The organism is Megalodesulfovibrio gigas DSM 1382 = ATCC 19364 (assembly GCF_000468495.1).
Classification (GTDB): Bacteria; Desulfobacterota; Desulfovibrionia; order Desulfovibrionales; family Desulfovibrionaceae; genus Megalodesulfovibrio; species Megalodesulfovibrio gigas.
The window spans coordinates 1,012,646-1,025,798 of record NC_022444.1 but is presented as its reverse complement, the minus strand read 5'-3'; the positions used below and the strand labels follow the sequence as shown (position 1 = coordinate 1,025,798).

The following is a 13,153-nucleotide window of genomic DNA, read 5'->3' as shown; positions in this document are numbered from 1 at the left end:
CCGCCGCCGAAGATGGAGGAAAGCAGCCCACCAAACAGGCCGCCACCGCTGCCCGTGAGGGAGGACAACGCATTCTTGAACTCCGACAGCACCGAGTCGAAGACGTCGTTCATCAGATCTTCCAGCACGCTGCCGAACTTGTCGCTGAAGGCCCTCGCCGCCGTCTCGCCCAGGGTGGCAAAGGCGTCCACTTCTTCGCCCATCAGCGCCCCGTACAACAGGTCGCTGCCCAGCTGCCCGATGGCGGCGGCGGCCTCGCGCTTGATCTCCAGCAGGCTGTCCGCAAAGGCCACGGCGGATTCGCGGGCCTTGGTCGCGGCGCTCTTGAATTCTTCCAGGCCCTCGGCCATGCGGGCCAGAAAGGCCTCGCGGGGGGAGCCGGTTTGCTGGATGGTCTGCAGCCGCTCCAGGGCGGCGGATTCCCTGGCCACCTGGGCGATGACGGCCAGCTCCACATTGCCGGAGGCCTGCGCCGCTTCGATCACCCGGCCATAGGCGGCCTCCCGCGCAGCGGCCATGGTGGCGGAATTCGTCAGCCATTCCTGCAGCACCTCGCCCCAGATGGCCTTTTCCTGATCGCCGGCCGCCTTGGACATGGCCCCCAGCTCGTCCATGCTCACGCGCCAGTATTCGGCAAAATCCGTGGCCGTGTCCCGCCGGGCCTGGGCGGCCTTCAGGTTGGCCTGGCGCTCGATGAGGTCGAATTCTTCCGCAGACGTCGCCAGCAGTTTGAGGGCCTCGGCCTGGGTGGTGATCTCGCTGAGCAGCCCGGCCCGCTGCAGGCCCGTATCCCCGGTGGCCTCGCCCAGCTCCTGCATGATGCGGGCGATTTCCTGACTGTGCTGCCGGGCCTCCTGCAGGCGCTTGGCGTTGGCCGCCTCTTCCTCCTTGGCGATTTCGTCCAGGAGGGACGTCCGGAGCGCGGCGGCATCCACGTCGAACTGCTGCAACTGCTCCTGTGTGGCCCCGGCAGACTCCAGCTTCTTGCGATCCCCGGCAATGGTCTGCTCCACCTCCAGCTTCTTGTACGCCATGGCGTCCATGGTCGCCTGCTGCGTCCGCTGGGTGCTGCGGGTCAGGATGTCTTCAACTTCGTTGACTTGCTTCGCGTAGTTGCCGAGGGTTTCCCAAGGAAGGCGCAAGTTTTTATACGGGTCCACGNAAGTTTTTATACGGGTCCACGACGTAGGCCCTGACCTTGTCCTTGAACTGCCTGACCCACTCGGCAGCGTCCATTTCGCTGACACCGCCGCCGCTGACACTGGACTGAATGACTTTTAACGCGCCATCGGCGTCTTTCACGAACTGCACGATGTGATCGATGCCGCGCTGCCGACCGGCGTCAAAACCGCTCTTGGTCGGGCCGGTGTCCAGCCCCACCAGCATGCCCTCACGCATCTTGGAGAGGTCCAGCCGGTTGGCCTGGACCTCCACCAGCTCGCCAGTGAGCTTGCTCACCTTGTCGATGATGCCTTCGGAGGAGCCCGAGAGGGCCTGGGCCAGGCCGGCCGGCAGCGCGCCCTTGGACTCCTTTTCAATGCCCGCGATGGTCTCCCGGTTGATCTGCTCCACGAAGCCCGAGCAATCGATTTTGCCCGTGGCCATGTCCCGCGCCTTGAACTTGTACTGCACGCCGTCGGCGATGGCCTGGCGGGCCTTGGTCACCAGGGACTCGCCCACCTGGGAGCTGGTGGCGTCGGGTTTGTCGGATTTTTTGGCATACCGCTCGCGGATCAGGCGTTCGGCTTCCTGATAGTCCGCCGACTCTTTGGGTAGATTGACGGCCTCAGCCTTCTTTTCCAGCTCCTTGAGGGCCGCGCCCAGGGGGTCGAGCTGGTCGCGAAAGCTTTGAACCCAGCCGTTAAACTGGTCCCGCAGGATGTCGGTGGAGCCCGTGGCGCTGGACTGTATCCCCTCCTTCATCAGGTGTTTGGCCTCGGCCAGATTGCTTTCCAGCTTGGAGAGGTTGGCCTCCGCGTCACGCAAAGCACGCTCGCCAAAACGCTCCCCTGAATATGGATCCCAGTCTCCGAGATTCTGCCTGGCCTCTTCAAGGGCCACCTTGGCATCATCCACTGCCTTAAGGATGGGGGCTGTTTCGTCCTCCCCATATTTTTTGCGATCCCTGAGGCGCTCCATTGCGGCCTGGGCGTCTTCGGCGNAAGTTTTTATACGGGTCCACGGCGAAAGCCTTGACAGAATCACCGAATCGCTTCGCCCACTCCTCAGCGGGCGTCCAGTGAACACCCTTTCCGCCGCTGGACTCGCCAACCATCAGCGTGCCCAACTCGTCTTTCACCAGACTGACAATGTGATCGATTCCGTATGTGCGCGTTCCCGGCTTTTCTTCTTTTTCAAAGTCAGTGACACCAGTATCGATACCGATCAACATCCCTTCGCGGAGCCGTGAAAAATCAAGCGCATTTGCCTTCGTTTTAACGAGGTCGCCAGTGATATTTGCAATGTTGGTGATGATGCCGTCTGACGACGATTTCAGGGCGGCCACTATGTCCTCCGGCAACGCGCCCTTTTGCGCCTCCACAATCCCCTTCACCACGGGCGCGTGTAACGCCGTAACGAACCCCGAGCAGTCAATCACTAGGCTGGACAGATTTTTTGCACCAAATTCATACTGCACACCGTCTTTGATGGCCTTGACCGTCTTGTCTCGCAGCTGCTTCCCGACGTCGCCAATACTCACATTGGTGTCGGATTTTTTGGCGAAGGTGTCCCGCGCCAGCTGCTCGGCCTGCTTGTACCTGTCCGAATCCGTGGAAATGCCGGCCTCGGCGGCGGCCTTCTTGAGCTTCTCCAATTCCGCGGCCAGGGGGTCGAGCTTGTCCTTGTAGCCCTGCTCCAGCCTGGCGAAGGCGGATTCCATGATGTTCGTCACGCCGGAGGCGGCGGTACCGGCCAGGCCCTGGGCCTGGCCGGCCAGTTCCTGTTGGGCATTGGCAAGGTCCTGCCGCATCTTGTCCAGACGCGCTTGCGCGGCCTGGATGTCGCGGTCGCTGTAGCCCCGCACCTCGCGAGGTTCGCCGGTTTCCGGGTCCCACTGGATTTCGGTGCGCTTCATCTCGGCCAGGGCGGCTTCAAGCTCGGCGATGCCTTTGCGCACCGGGGCCAGCTCGTCCTCCCCGTACTGTTTCCTGTCTCTGAGGCGGTCCAAGGCGGCCTGGGCGTCTTCGGCGGACTTCCTGGCCTTGCTGGTGGCGGTTTCCGCCTTGTTCCCCCAAATTTCCCAGGCGGCCCAGCCGACGGTCAACGCCGTGGTGATGGCGCCCAACGGCCCGCCCACAAACCCCAGCGCGCCGGACAGAGCGCGGGCAGCGATGCCGCCCTTGGCCATGCTGGCGGCCAGCCCGGCCTGGGCGGCGGTGTGGGCCGCCGTGGCCGTGGTGACTTGGGATGTCGCGGCGGCCAGGGCCTTCTGGGCTGCAGCCAGGTTTGCGCCGGTGCCGGCGCGCATGACCTCGAACTTGGCCGCCAGTTCATCAGCCCGGGCCTTGTTCAGGGTGGCCAGGGTGGCGGATACGGCGCTGGACAAGACCTGGCGCTCCACGGCCACGCGGGCCAGCATGCTGGCGGTGTAGTCCTTCAGGGCCAGGCCGCCGCGCACCGTGGCCGTGGTCATGGCCCCCACGGCAACCACGGCCGCGCCGCCCAGCACGGTTTCCATGTTCACGGCCAGGGCATCCAGGGCGCTGGCCATGAGGCCCGTGGCCCCGCTGCCCTGGTTGGCAGCGTCCACAATGCGCCCGAATTCGTCCGCCACGCGGGTGGCAGCCATGCCAATGGTCTTGGGCATGGCTGCGGCCTCGGCTTCCAGCGTCTCGCGTTGCGATTCCAGGGCCTTGACCATCATATCTGTGGTCAGCAGGCCCTGTTCCGCCAGGCCGCGCAACTTGCCGATGGGCACGTTCAGGCCATCTGCCAGGGCCTGGGCCAGACGGGTGCCGTTCTCCATGATGGAATTGAATTCGTCGCCGCGCAGCACGCCCGAGCCCATGGCCTGGGAGAGCTGGCGGATCACCGATGCTGTTTCCTGCGCCCCGGCCCCGGACACCTTCAGGGCGTTGCCCGTGGCTTCCGTCACCCGGAACACCTGCTCTTGCGTCACGCCATAGCCCTTGGCTACGGTGGACAGCCGGGCCATCAGCGTGGCCGTGGCCTCATAGCCCGCGCCGGTCCGGGCGGAAATGGCATAGGCGCGGGCCTGGGCCGTGGTAAATTCGTCCAGCCCCCCCACGGCCAGGCGCAGGCGGGCGTTCATGTTTTGCACGGCATCGGCCAGGGCCAGTACCTCCCGGGCCTGCCCCAACGCAGCCACCCCGGTGAAGGCCCCCAGGGCATAGGCGCGCATGGATTCCAGCTGGCGCGAGATGGACTCGACACCGGCCCGCGTTTTGGATAACGCTGGACCGGTATCGTCCCTGGCCGAAATGCGGATAACAACGTCAAGGGGCTTGGCCATGCTGCTTTTCCAGGTCGTCTTCGGGTTTTTCGCCTTCCTGGGCGTGTTCGTGGCCGGCGGGCTGCTCTGCAAGACCCTGGGGGTCTGGGTCTTCCTGGTGCTGCCGCTGCTGTTCGGGCTGGTGGCCGTCGGGGTGTTTGGGGCCAGGCGACGGGCGGTGCGTTAAGGCCACCCCGCCCGCCCCGTCCGTAACGCCCTCACTCTTCCCGCCAGGCGGCGAGCGCCTCGGCCTCCAGCACCTGCAGGCAGTCAAACAGCTCCGCCCGTTCGGCCTGGGGCACGCCGCGCAGGTCCAGCACTGCCGGCAGGGCCGCGTAATCCAGGCCCGTGGCCCCGCCCATGCCCACCCGCCATTGCGTGGCCAGGTCCCGGAAGAGCCAGAGGGCGGGCCAGTTGTCCGGGTAGACCTCCACATCCGCGTAGCCGTCGGCTTCGGCCAACAGCTCCACGGGCAGACCCATGGCCGCGGCCTGTTGGGCCAGCGCTTCAGGATCGTTGCCGCCTGCCCCGCCTCCCCCCCCTCCCATGAGGGCGCGGGCGGCGGCCCTCAGTTTTTTTGCCGGCTCTCCAAGAGGTTTTTCCGAAAGGCCACCAGCAGCTCCAGGCCTGCGGCGGGGTAGGCGTCCAGCAGCTGCTCCAGGGACTCGCGGCTGTAGGGCGCGTCCACGCCTTCCCAGCCCAGGACGATGTCGGCCAGGGCGTCGGCGTCGGACTTGCCTTCCAAGGTGCGGGTCCATGCCTCGGCCTGGCTGCGGGGCATGTACTTGTAGGTGACGACGATCTTGGCCGGCGCGTCCTGGCCAGGCACGGTGATGTTGACGGAGACTTTGAACTGCGGATCAGGAGTGAGTTTCAACATACTATTGCTTCCCTTGGATAAAAGTCTTTGGAAGGGGGTGTTGGGGGAACCCTTTCTCCAGAAAGGTTTCCCCCAAGCGTCTTTTTCNGCCGAGCCGGAGGGCAAGAGGTTGGTCCAGGGGTAGCCGGCAAAGACCATGCTCCGGCCCGAGCTGCCGAACTGGAACTGAAAGGCCCGCATGTCCTGGGCGTCCGCCGCAGCCCGGAAGGCCAGCAGGGCCGCGTTGGCCGGGTCCCAGATGCTGTCAAAGGTGTAGCTCGCCGCGCTGGGCAGGCCGGGCATGGTGGTGCGGAGGTTGGCATGGATGGTGGTGGTGTCGATGTCGTCGGGCTCGCCACCGCTGGTGGAGACCGTGGTGGCCGTAGCCAGGCTGTGGTCAAAGGTGACCTTGCGGGCAAAGGTCATGTCTTCCACGTCGGCGTCAAAGAGCGTGGCGTCGAGGTTTTCCAGGGTGAAGGTGTCGGCGGTGGCGGCCTTGACGCGGGCAATACGGTTGTGCAGCTGCCACATGCCGGCGTCCACGGTGAGCCAGACATAGTCGCCGACCACGAAGCCGTGGGCCACGGCGCTGCAGACGGGCTCCGCGGCATTGGTGACGCCGGTCAGGGTCACGGGCGAACCCGCGGCCGCAGGCGTCATGCGCACGGCCACGTTGGACCATTTGATGGGTTTGACTGCCATGGAGGACTCCTTGCGCGCCGGCTATTCCAGGCGCTGAATGATGGTGTCGCAGGTGAAGAGGATTTCGTAGCCCACCACGCCGCAGCCCTCGGGAAGGGGCAAAAGACGGTCCGGGCCTTTGGACAAGGGGAGGTCGCCCGTGCCGTCAGGGGACAGCACGGCCCCGGCCAGGATGTCGATGACGGCCTCCAGCAGCTCGCACGCCGCGCCCGCGCCTTCCCTGGCCCCGCGGTAGCGCTTGGCCAGGCAGAGGACGGCAAAGGTCCACCGTTCCTGCTGCAGATGGCCGGGCAGGGACTCGTTGTCGCCAGGCTCCCCGCCGGCGTAGTAGACCCACACGGCGCTGTCCTGCACGTTCAGGGCGGCCCGGTCGTTCAGGCCCAGGGGCAGGCTGCCCAGCTGTTTCAGGGCCGGCAATCCGGCGCGCAACACATCCAGGATGGCGTCTTCCACGTCGGTTCGGGCGGGGCGGGCAGGCATCAGTACAGCTCCAGGTGCCTGGCGATGGCGGCCAGGATGGCGTCGCGGTTCACGCTGGTTTCATCGGGCAGATAAGGCCGGGCCGGCATGTGGATGGTCCGCGGGCCGATGACGGCCGTGCTGATGACCACGGGCTTCTTGCGGCGGCGTTCGGCGGCGCGGGACAGAAAGCGGCCGTCGGCCCGGTGGGCATTGACCTGCGTCCGGCCCTGCTGCCGGATGTCCCCGCCCAGCTGATGGATGGCCGCATAGACCACGCTGGTGCCCACTTGCACGGCATCGTCGCCTACGTCCTTGGTGATGGAGTTGCGCAGGCGGGCGGTGTTGACCAACGTCTGCCCGCCCTGTTTGGCCACGCGTCTGGATGGCTTCCAGGGAACGCCCGCCGGGCTCTTCCCCGATTCAAAGGCGTCATCGGTCTGGTTGATGATGATCTCGCCAATGGTCCGCAGGGCGGGCCGCAGGTTCCCGGCCTTGTGCCGCAGGGCCTGCAGGGCCTGCCTCACCACGGCGTCGTTGACGGTGTAGGAGATGCCGGCCATCACCAGCCCCCCGTGTACGTGTCCATGACGGATTCGCCTTTGGCGAAGGCCGGCGCATTGTCCGTGGCCGGCTCCGTGGCCGGGTCCGCCCCGGCAGGGGCGCCCAGGGCCAGCTTGCCCAGGGCGATGTGCTCCAGGAGCCGCCGGCAGCGGGCGGTTTCGTCCTTCCAGGCTTCGGGCTCGGTGACGCCGGGCCGGCGCAGCCAGAGGTTGTGCCCGGCCAGCTTGGCCGCCAGGTTGGCGATGAGGCCGGGCACGGGAGTGAGGGGCACGGGCCGCACGGCCTGCACAAAGGCGTCGATCTCCCGCCCGGCCTGCTCGATGGCTTCGGCCAGCACGGCCTGCACCTCGGGCGCGGCCAGGTCGCCCGTCAGGGCGTCATCGGCCAGCTGCAGGACTTCGGCCTCGGGCAGCAGGGCCAGCACATCGGGCACGGTGCAGTACATTACGCCGCATCCTTGAAGAGGAAACCGGCATCCGCGCCGGCCAGCACCGGGGCCACGGCGTCAAAGGTCGGATACTTCCAGCTCCGCTGGTCCGCGTCGTAGTAGCCCCGCTCAACTACGGGATAGTTGCGCAGGCGGTAGGTGTAGCCGTAGGACGGCGTGCCCTGCGAGGCCAGGGTGCCCAGGGTGGTGTAGCCCAGCACGGCGTCCCCGCCCCACACGTCCACCAGCGCGCCCGACGCGTCTTCCTGCACCGCGTCGCCCGAGGCCACCCTGTCCAGCCCAAAGAGGCTGGCCAGCAGCTCCAGGGTGGGCACGTCACGGCCGGTGTACCGGATGCGGTCCAGGATCACGGGATGGGTCTTCAGGGCAGCCAGGACCTTGGGGCCAATGACCATGGTGTTGGGGCGCATGCCCACGGAGGCGCGCACGGCCTCCTTGGCGGTCTCCACGGCCTTGACCGGGTCGGAATCGGCATGGCTCCATTGGGTGGTCCCGGACAGGGTGGCCTTGTTGGACACGGCGTAGCTGGCGGCATTGCGGGCCAGGGCGGCCTGTTCGGCCTCCAGGTTCAGGGCCACCACGTCCTGCACCATGCGCACGGCTCCGCCGGCCAGGTCAATGCCCGGCACGGCCGTGGCGTCTTCCATGAGCTCCACGGGCACCAGGCCGGCCAGGCCGTGGTCCGTCAGGGCGTAGCTTTCCCCGGCGTAGCCGTACTGCACCGTGGCCACATGCGTACCCGGTGCGCGGGCCGTGGTGTAACGCCGGAAGTTTTCGCGGCCGAACTTGACGATCTTGCCGCCCCGCGCGCCCACGGGCACCGCGGGGAAGAGCAGCATGCCGACCATGGCCCCGTTGGTGTAGCCGCGGGCCACGTTGGTCAGGATGGGATCAATAACGCGAGCCTGGGAAGCGGTCATTTGCGACACAGTGGTGTCCTCTCTTCTTTAATGATGTGCGCCAGGGGTTACGCGCCCGGCAGCAGCAGGACTTCAATTTTCTGCCCGGCGGCCGCGGCCGCCTGCAGGGCGATGGCCACCTTCACGCCGGTGTCATGGGCCAGGGCGCGGCCGTCGGCCCCAGCCTCCAGGGCCGCCCCGGCGGTGATGGCCTCCCCGGCCTCGACAATGCCGGTGCCGAGGGTGTCGCAGGGGAACAGCGTCCCGGCAGCCGCATCGGAACGGGACACGCCCAGGGCCGCCGCCCCGGCGGCGGCCACCTGCGCCCCGGCGGCGGTGACAAAGCGATGCGCCGCCACCGCGCCCGAGGCCGTGAGGGTCAGGGTCAAAACGGGTCTGGATTGCATGGGGGCTCCTCGCTTACCGGCCCTGCACAGCAGCCAGGGCGGTCAGATAGTCGGTATTGGGGTGGGCGCGCTGGTAGGCCAGGGCCTTGGCATGCAGGGCCACGCCCTGGGGATCCACGATGTAGCCGGCGGGCGCGGCAAAGCTGACGTGCTCGGGGGACTGTCCTTCGCCCGTCCGATCCGGGGCCACCTCGCCGTACACGATGGCTTCCGGCAGACCCTCCAGGGCCTCGGCCAGGGCCTGGTGCAGGGGCCGGGCCGCGCTGCCTTCGCCAAACTGGACCACTTGCGGCTCCGCAGTGGATGCGCCAGTGGTATTGGGCGTATGGGGCGTGTCGGGCAGGGCCAGGGCCGTGAGGGCCGCGGCCATCACCGGGGCCAGGCCGGGCGGCAGCTTGCCCTTGGCGGCCAGGCCTTCGCAAAAGGCCAGGTGCCCGGTGTGCACCTTGTCCCGCGCATGCTGGGCCACCAGGCGTTCGCGGGCCGCCAACTCCGTCTGCAGCCGGGCGTTTTCGGCCTGCAGCGTCTTCAGTTCGTCCATGGGAGTGTCCTTTGGGGTATTCTTTGGGGTGGTGTCTTCTTGGGGGGTGGACTCGGAAAACTGCACGCCGTCCAGCTCCACCGTCACCAGGCCTTCGGCGTCGCTGTCTGCAAACGCCGGCGGCGGCGGCAGACCCTTCACGGCCGGCGGCTGCGCCCCGAGGAAGCCAACATGGCGCAGGTAGTAGACGCCGGGCACGGGGTTGGACTTGGCGTGGGGAGGATAAAACGAGGCGCTGATCTTCTTGTAGAATCCGGTGTTCACGGCCCCGGCAAACTCCGGGGCCACCGGGCCGGAGGTGGCCCCCAGCTCCAGGCCAGATTGGCCGGGGTGCACAGTCAGGCTCTTGACCCAGCCGTAGGCCGGGGCATCCGTGGCCGGATGGCCGATGACCAAGGGGGCCTCGTGCTTCGCGGGGTCATATGCCGCGGCCGTGGCGGTCAGGTCGGCGTCGGAAAAATGCAGTTCCTGGCCGTCCATGGCCGTGTGCGTGCCGGAACGGAAGATGGTCAGGGTGCGGGGCGGGGTCTTGGCCATGGCGTCGTCCTCCATGGCCAGGACACTACCCAAGGCCGCCGCACGGCGCAGGATGGCATGACTTCCTGGCGGGTTCTTCGTGTCAGGGGATGCTATGCAGGAGGGTTCCGCCCGCGGGCGTGCCGGCGGGCGGCCTGAGGCTTCGCATGCGGTTGCGGCCATGCCACACACCCCGCGTTAATTTCGCCAGAACCTGCGTTAAAAACGACGCGGATTCTAAAAACAGATCAGTGGCCGCCCTGGCATTTGCAATGCGTCTCAGGGGAACTATGGGGCGAGGGCATGAGAGACATTTGACGTGGCATTTGTCTTTGGATAACCAACCAAAAATCAGCATGGCATACTACGTAAGGAGCCCTCCGGTGGACCTTGCAGGTGTTATCAATTCCCTCTCATCGTTTTGTGCAGGTGCTGGCGTTACAGCAATCCTAACAAACTATCTATTGAAACCGTGGCTCAAGGCGACCATTGAAGAATCCATCAAGTTACAGCATGCAAAGAGTCTCGAAGAATACAAAGCCAAACTGCAGCAAGAGAATCAGCAGCTGATTCAAAATGCCATTGAGCAATCACGCAAAGAGGAGCTAAGGCGCAATCACGATTGTGAACTGCTCAAAGAATTCATTTCTGCACTCCCACACCGAGGAAGTATTAACATTTTGAAAAATCAAGATATGGATGGAGCATTTGAATGGAGATATTATGATGAGTTGATAGATTTTTTTCGTAATTGGTCGAGTCCGCAGATGGTGTTCTTTCTCAAAGAAATTGAGGATATAAAGACATCATTGCTAGAGAAAACTGATCAGTACATTACGTTGCTTGGCAAAAACTCATTCACTAGCACTGAGGGAACTAATTTTTATTATGTGCAACCAGAGATGAGGTATGACAATGCTGCTGCGCATACCGCAATTGTAAATTCATTGCACTCAATTGCAGATGACATTGTCAATTTACACGGCAACCTGATTCGACGGGGAAAGGAGCTGCTATGCTGTTAGGCGTTGCCGGGTTCCGCGTTATACCCCCGTCATCTCGCGAACGGTGCATCCTTGCCATCCCCGGCCGCATCATTATATAGAGTGTGACAGTTGATGGGCGGCCATCATGAACCCCGCCGGGGCGGGGAAGCTATTAGGGATGCCGTCCGCGCCAGGTCCCCGGGCACTGGCGCTATTTTTTTGCCGGCAGGGCGCGTCGGGCCGCAGGGGCCGCGCCGGCATGGGGCCGTCTTCGCCCTTGGGGGCGGGGGGCTCGTCTGCGGAAAGGGGCAGCTTGCGCCGGCAACGGAAGCCGTTGGGTAGCAAAAACCCCTCGCGGAGAGGGGCTTAGTCTTCGGCCATGGGCGGCTTGCCCATCTGGTGCGCGTCAAACTGTGCCTGATCCCCGGGCGTGGCGCACGCCCCGGAGGTGATGATGCCGTAGTCAATGTCCAAATCAGGGATGTTGAGCGGCATATCTGCTCCGGACGATGGCTGCAAGTCGTCGGGAGAACCGACGCGGGGCGGGGTTGTTGCGGGCTTCGGCCCAGCATTCGGCAATGAATTCCTTGATGTTTTTTCTTGCATAGATGGAGACCTCGTTCTCCATGCCCAGTTTCTTTGCTTCTTGATATAACGCTACGACATTGGGGTCAACGTGCAACCTCAATAAGTCGTCCAGTTGGTGCCCCATTTCGTGGTCGACTACGCTGCGTATCGTGTCACACCCAACGGGGTGGAATCGAGACGCCACATCTCGCGACAGCTGCGCCCGGAATTTGTCCGGGGTCGAAGCCCATGTTTTGTTGACACACACGCCACCGACGTCACGCTGCGCCCACGAATGAGCGTATACATTGCCAGCCACCTTCCGCTTCTTGACATAGCTTTCCGCCATCTTGCGGAAGTCTCCCGCCCTGCCGGGGTTGGCTTCCCGAAGGCGCTTCTCCGTCTCGGAGACGGTGACTTCCCACCACCGTGAGAATTGAGCCTGGCACGTTCCCGTGAACTTTTGGTTCGCTCGCAGAGCCGGGAACTCCCTCATATGATCGGACAGGCTCTGGAGCCACGCCGTGGCCACTTCCGGCTTCGCCCCGGTGAAATCAGCGTGGTCTGCCACGTTATTTGCCACTGCCCAGGCACTGGCCTCTCGTGTCGTGCCAAATGCCGGAACGGCACCTTGCAAGCCTGCCGTGGGCGTTTCGGCCAGGGGCGGCATGGCAGGCACGGGCGGAATAGACGGGGTGGACGGCGTGCCCAGCCTCGCTTCCAGCTTCCTCCGCAGCCAATCCGGATAGCGTGACAGGTCCGGCTGCCAGGCCTCCTTGCCCGGATTGCCGGCAAAGCCCGCATCCGGCCGCAGGGGCCGGGCCGGCATGGGGCCATGCTCGCCCTTTGGCTCGATCAAATCATCCTTGAGGTATTCTTCCACGGCCAGGCCGCGGGCGCGGACGTCATCGGCAGACAGGGTCTTGACCTTGCACCGGCAGCGGAAGCCGTTGGGCGGGTACCAGGTGTCCCAAAAGGGCGAATCGTGGGGATAGACCTTCCCGTGCAGCGCCCGATGCGTCGGGCGGGTGCGGCTGTCGTTCACGGCGCTGTATTGCCAGAAGGGCCGATCCTCGGCCACCTCCGCCATTTGCTTGTACCGCCCGACGTTGTAGGCCGTCTGCAGGTTCGTCCGGAAGATGTTGTCGATGCGCCAGGCCTTGTGTCCTGTCCAGCCGTTCTCCTCCCACACGCCGGACAGGTTCTTCTTGAACTGCTCCAGGGTGATGCCGTCTCGCAGGGCGGTTTCCAGGCTCTGGTGGACCTGATGCAACATGTCCGCCCGGGCCAGGCCGCTGACAGTAAAAGCCCGCACCCGCTGGGCCTCGGCCAGGCGATAGAACTCCGCGGGGGGCAGCTGGATCTTCTGTTGCCAGAAGTCCAGGGCTTCTGACATTGGGAGGGGTGGCGGCAATGGCGAGGGGGACGAGGGGGAAGCGGCAGGGACCTTGTTTGATGTCTCAGGCATCGTCGCCGCCCCCTTCTCCCTGGCCTTCCACCTGCACCTGCTCCCGGCCATGCAGTTCCGCGGCCACGCTGGCCCGGTGCAGTGTGTCCGCCAGGGCGACCTGGCCGGGGCTCTCGCCGTCCATGACCGCGGCCAGCAGGATGCGCAAATCCTCAAAGGACGTGGCCCGCGCAATCACGGCGTCAATCTCCCCGGCCAGGCTGGCGGCGGCGGTAACGCCCTCGGGCAGGACGCCGGCCACCAAATTTTCTAACGCCTGCTGATCCGGCGTGAAGCGGCGGGCC

15 protein-coding genes are annotated in these 13,153 nt (G+C 65.1%); 2 read left to right on the top strand and 13 right to left on the bottom strand.

Features of this window, described 5'->3' with window-relative positions; genetic code table 11:
- On the bottom strand, nucleotides 1-1,142 hold a 1,142-nt coding region (locus DGI_RS18965), incomplete at its 3' end, for a coiled-coil domain-containing protein (protein ID WP_193787669.1).
- 938 nt (nucleotides 1,143-2,080) lie between these two features.
- Nucleotides 2,081-4,363, bottom strand: coding sequence for a tape measure protein (locus DGI_RS04560; protein WP_456152274.1), 2,283 nt, complete (start codon nucleotides 4,361-4,363; stop codon nucleotides 2,081-2,083).
- A 109-nt stretch (nucleotides 4,364-4,472) separates the two neighbouring features.
- Between DGI_RS04560 and DGI_RS18700 the strand changes: the two genes are divergently transcribed.
- Complete coding sequence (locus tag DGI_RS18700) at nucleotides 4,473-4,640, top strand: hypothetical protein (RefSeq protein ID WP_021759556.1); 168 nt, start codon at nucleotides 4,473-4,475, stop codon at nucleotides 4,638-4,640.
- Nucleotides 4,641-4,671: 31 nt separating this feature from the next.
- Here DGI_RS18700 and DGI_RS04555 read toward each other — a convergent pair whose 3' ends face one another.
- From DGI_RS04555 to DGI_RS04520, 8 genes are all read right to left on the bottom strand, one after another.
- The gene (locus tag DGI_RS04555; protein ID WP_041725583.1) at nucleotides 4,672-4,935 is read right to left on the bottom strand and encodes a DUF1799 domain-containing protein; all 264 of its coding nucleotides are present in this window, start codon (nucleotides 4,933-4,935) and stop codon (nucleotides 4,672-4,674) included.
- A gap of 86 nt (nucleotides 4,936-5,021) precedes the next feature.
- Nucleotides 5,022-5,843, bottom strand: coding sequence for a phage tail assembly chaperone (locus tag DGI_RS16910; RefSeq protein WP_456152273.1), 822 nt, complete (start codon nucleotides 5,841-5,843; stop codon nucleotides 5,022-5,024).
- Nucleotides 5,844-6,035: 192 nt separating this feature from the next.
- The gene (locus tag DGI_RS04545) at nucleotides 6,036-6,494 is read right to left on the bottom strand and encodes a hypothetical protein (protein WP_021759550.1); all 459 of its coding nucleotides are present in this window, start codon (nucleotides 6,492-6,494) and stop codon (nucleotides 6,036-6,038) included.
- The gene (locus tag DGI_RS16905; protein WP_021759548.1) at nucleotides 6,494-7,036 is read right to left on the bottom strand and encodes a phage virion morphogenesis protein; all 543 of its coding nucleotides are present in this window, start codon (nucleotides 7,034-7,036) and stop codon (nucleotides 6,494-6,496) included. Before DGI_RS16905 ends, DGI_RS04545 begins: the two co-directional genes overlap by 1 nt.
- Complete coding sequence (locus DGI_RS04535; protein ID WP_021759546.1) at nucleotides 7,036-7,482, bottom strand: DUF1320 domain-containing protein; 447 nt, start codon at nucleotides 7,480-7,482, stop codon at nucleotides 7,036-7,038. The genes DGI_RS16905 and DGI_RS04535 overlap by 1 nt, the downstream gene beginning before the upstream one ends.
- Nucleotides 7,482-8,405, bottom strand: a complete 924-nt coding sequence (locus tag DGI_RS04530; protein WP_041725539.1) for a major capsid protein — start codon at nucleotides 8,403-8,405, stop codon at nucleotides 7,482-7,484. Before DGI_RS04530 ends, DGI_RS04535 begins: the two co-directional genes overlap by 1 nt.
- A gap of 47 nt (nucleotides 8,406-8,452) precedes the next feature.
- A complete protein-coding gene (locus DGI_RS04525; RefSeq protein WP_021759542.1) occupies nucleotides 8,453-8,791 on the bottom strand; it encodes a capsid cement protein in 339 nt (112 codons plus the stop codon).
- 13 nt (nucleotides 8,792-8,804) lie between these two features.
- Nucleotides 8,805-9,869: a hypothetical protein gene (locus DGI_RS04520; protein ID WP_021759540.1), complete on the bottom strand. Its 1,065-nt coding sequence runs from the start codon at nucleotides 9,867-9,869 to the stop codon at nucleotides 8,805-8,807.
- A gap of 362 nt (nucleotides 9,870-10,231) precedes the next feature.
- Between DGI_RS04520 and DGI_RS18295 the strand changes: the two genes are divergently transcribed.
- Nucleotides 10,232-10,873, top strand: a complete 642-nt coding sequence (locus DGI_RS18295) for a hypothetical protein (protein WP_144284113.1) — start codon at nucleotides 10,232-10,234, stop codon at nucleotides 10,871-10,873.
- 327 nt (nucleotides 10,874-11,200) lie between these two features.
- Here the strand turns inward: DGI_RS18295 and DGI_RS19395 are convergent, their stop codons facing one another.
- The 3 genes from DGI_RS19395 to DGI_RS04510 all read right to left on the bottom strand — a co-directional run.
- Entirely contained in the window at nucleotides 11,201-11,329 is a 129-nt protein-coding gene (locus DGI_RS19395) for a hypothetical protein (RefSeq protein WP_021759534.1), read from the bottom strand.
- On the bottom strand, nucleotides 11,310-12,869 hold the full coding sequence (locus DGI_RS16900; protein WP_021759533.1) for a phage minor head protein: 1,560 nt from the start codon (nucleotides 12,867-12,869) through the stop codon (nucleotides 11,310-11,312). Before DGI_RS16900 ends, DGI_RS19395 begins: the two co-directional genes overlap by 20 nt.
- The coding region (locus DGI_RS04510) for a hypothetical protein (RefSeq protein WP_158407287.1) at nucleotides 12,862-13,153 on the bottom strand (292 nt) is incomplete at its 5' end. The genes DGI_RS04510 and DGI_RS16900, both read right to left, overlap by 8 nt.

Bases quoted from the DNA above. Each gene is read 5' to 3' on its own strand.
- DGI_RS04525 (WP_021759542.1), bottom strand. From the start codon at position 8,791: ATGCAATCCAGACCCGTTTTGACCCTGACCCTCACGGCCTCGGGCGCG.
- DGI_RS04530 (WP_041725539.1), bottom strand. From the start codon at position 8,405: ATGACCGCTTCCCAGGCTCGCGTTATTGATCCCATCCTGACCAACGTG.
- DGI_RS18700 (WP_021759556.1), top strand. From the start codon at position 4,473: ATGCTGCTTTTCCAGGTCGTCTTCGGGTTTTTCGCCTTCCTGGGCGTG.
- DGI_RS19395 (WP_021759534.1), bottom strand. From the start codon at position 11,329: ATGCCGCTCAACATCCCTGATTTGGACATTGACTACGGCATCATCACC.
- DGI_RS04535 (WP_021759546.1), bottom strand. From the start codon at position 7,482: ATGTACTGCACCGTGCCCGATGTGCTGGCCCTGCTGCCCGAGGCCGAA.
- DGI_RS16905 (WP_021759548.1), bottom strand. From the start codon at position 7,036: ATGGCCGGCATCTCCTACACCGTCAACGACGCCGTGGTGAGGCAGGCC.
- DGI_RS16900 (WP_021759533.1), bottom strand. From the start codon at position 12,869: ATGCCTGAGACATCAAACAAGGTCCCTGCCGCTTCCCCCTCGTCCCCC.
- DGI_RS04520 (WP_021759540.1), bottom strand. From the start codon at position 9,869: ATGGCCAAGACCCCGCCCCGCACCCTGACCATCTTCCGTTCCGGCACG.
- DGI_RS04545 (WP_021759550.1), bottom strand. From the start codon at position 6,494: ATGCCTGCCCGCCCCGCCCGAACCGACGTGGAAGACGCCATCCTGGAT.
- DGI_RS04555 (WP_041725583.1), bottom strand. From the start codon at position 4,935: ATGGGTCTGCCCGTGGAGCTGTTGGCCGAAGCCGACGGCTACGCGGAT.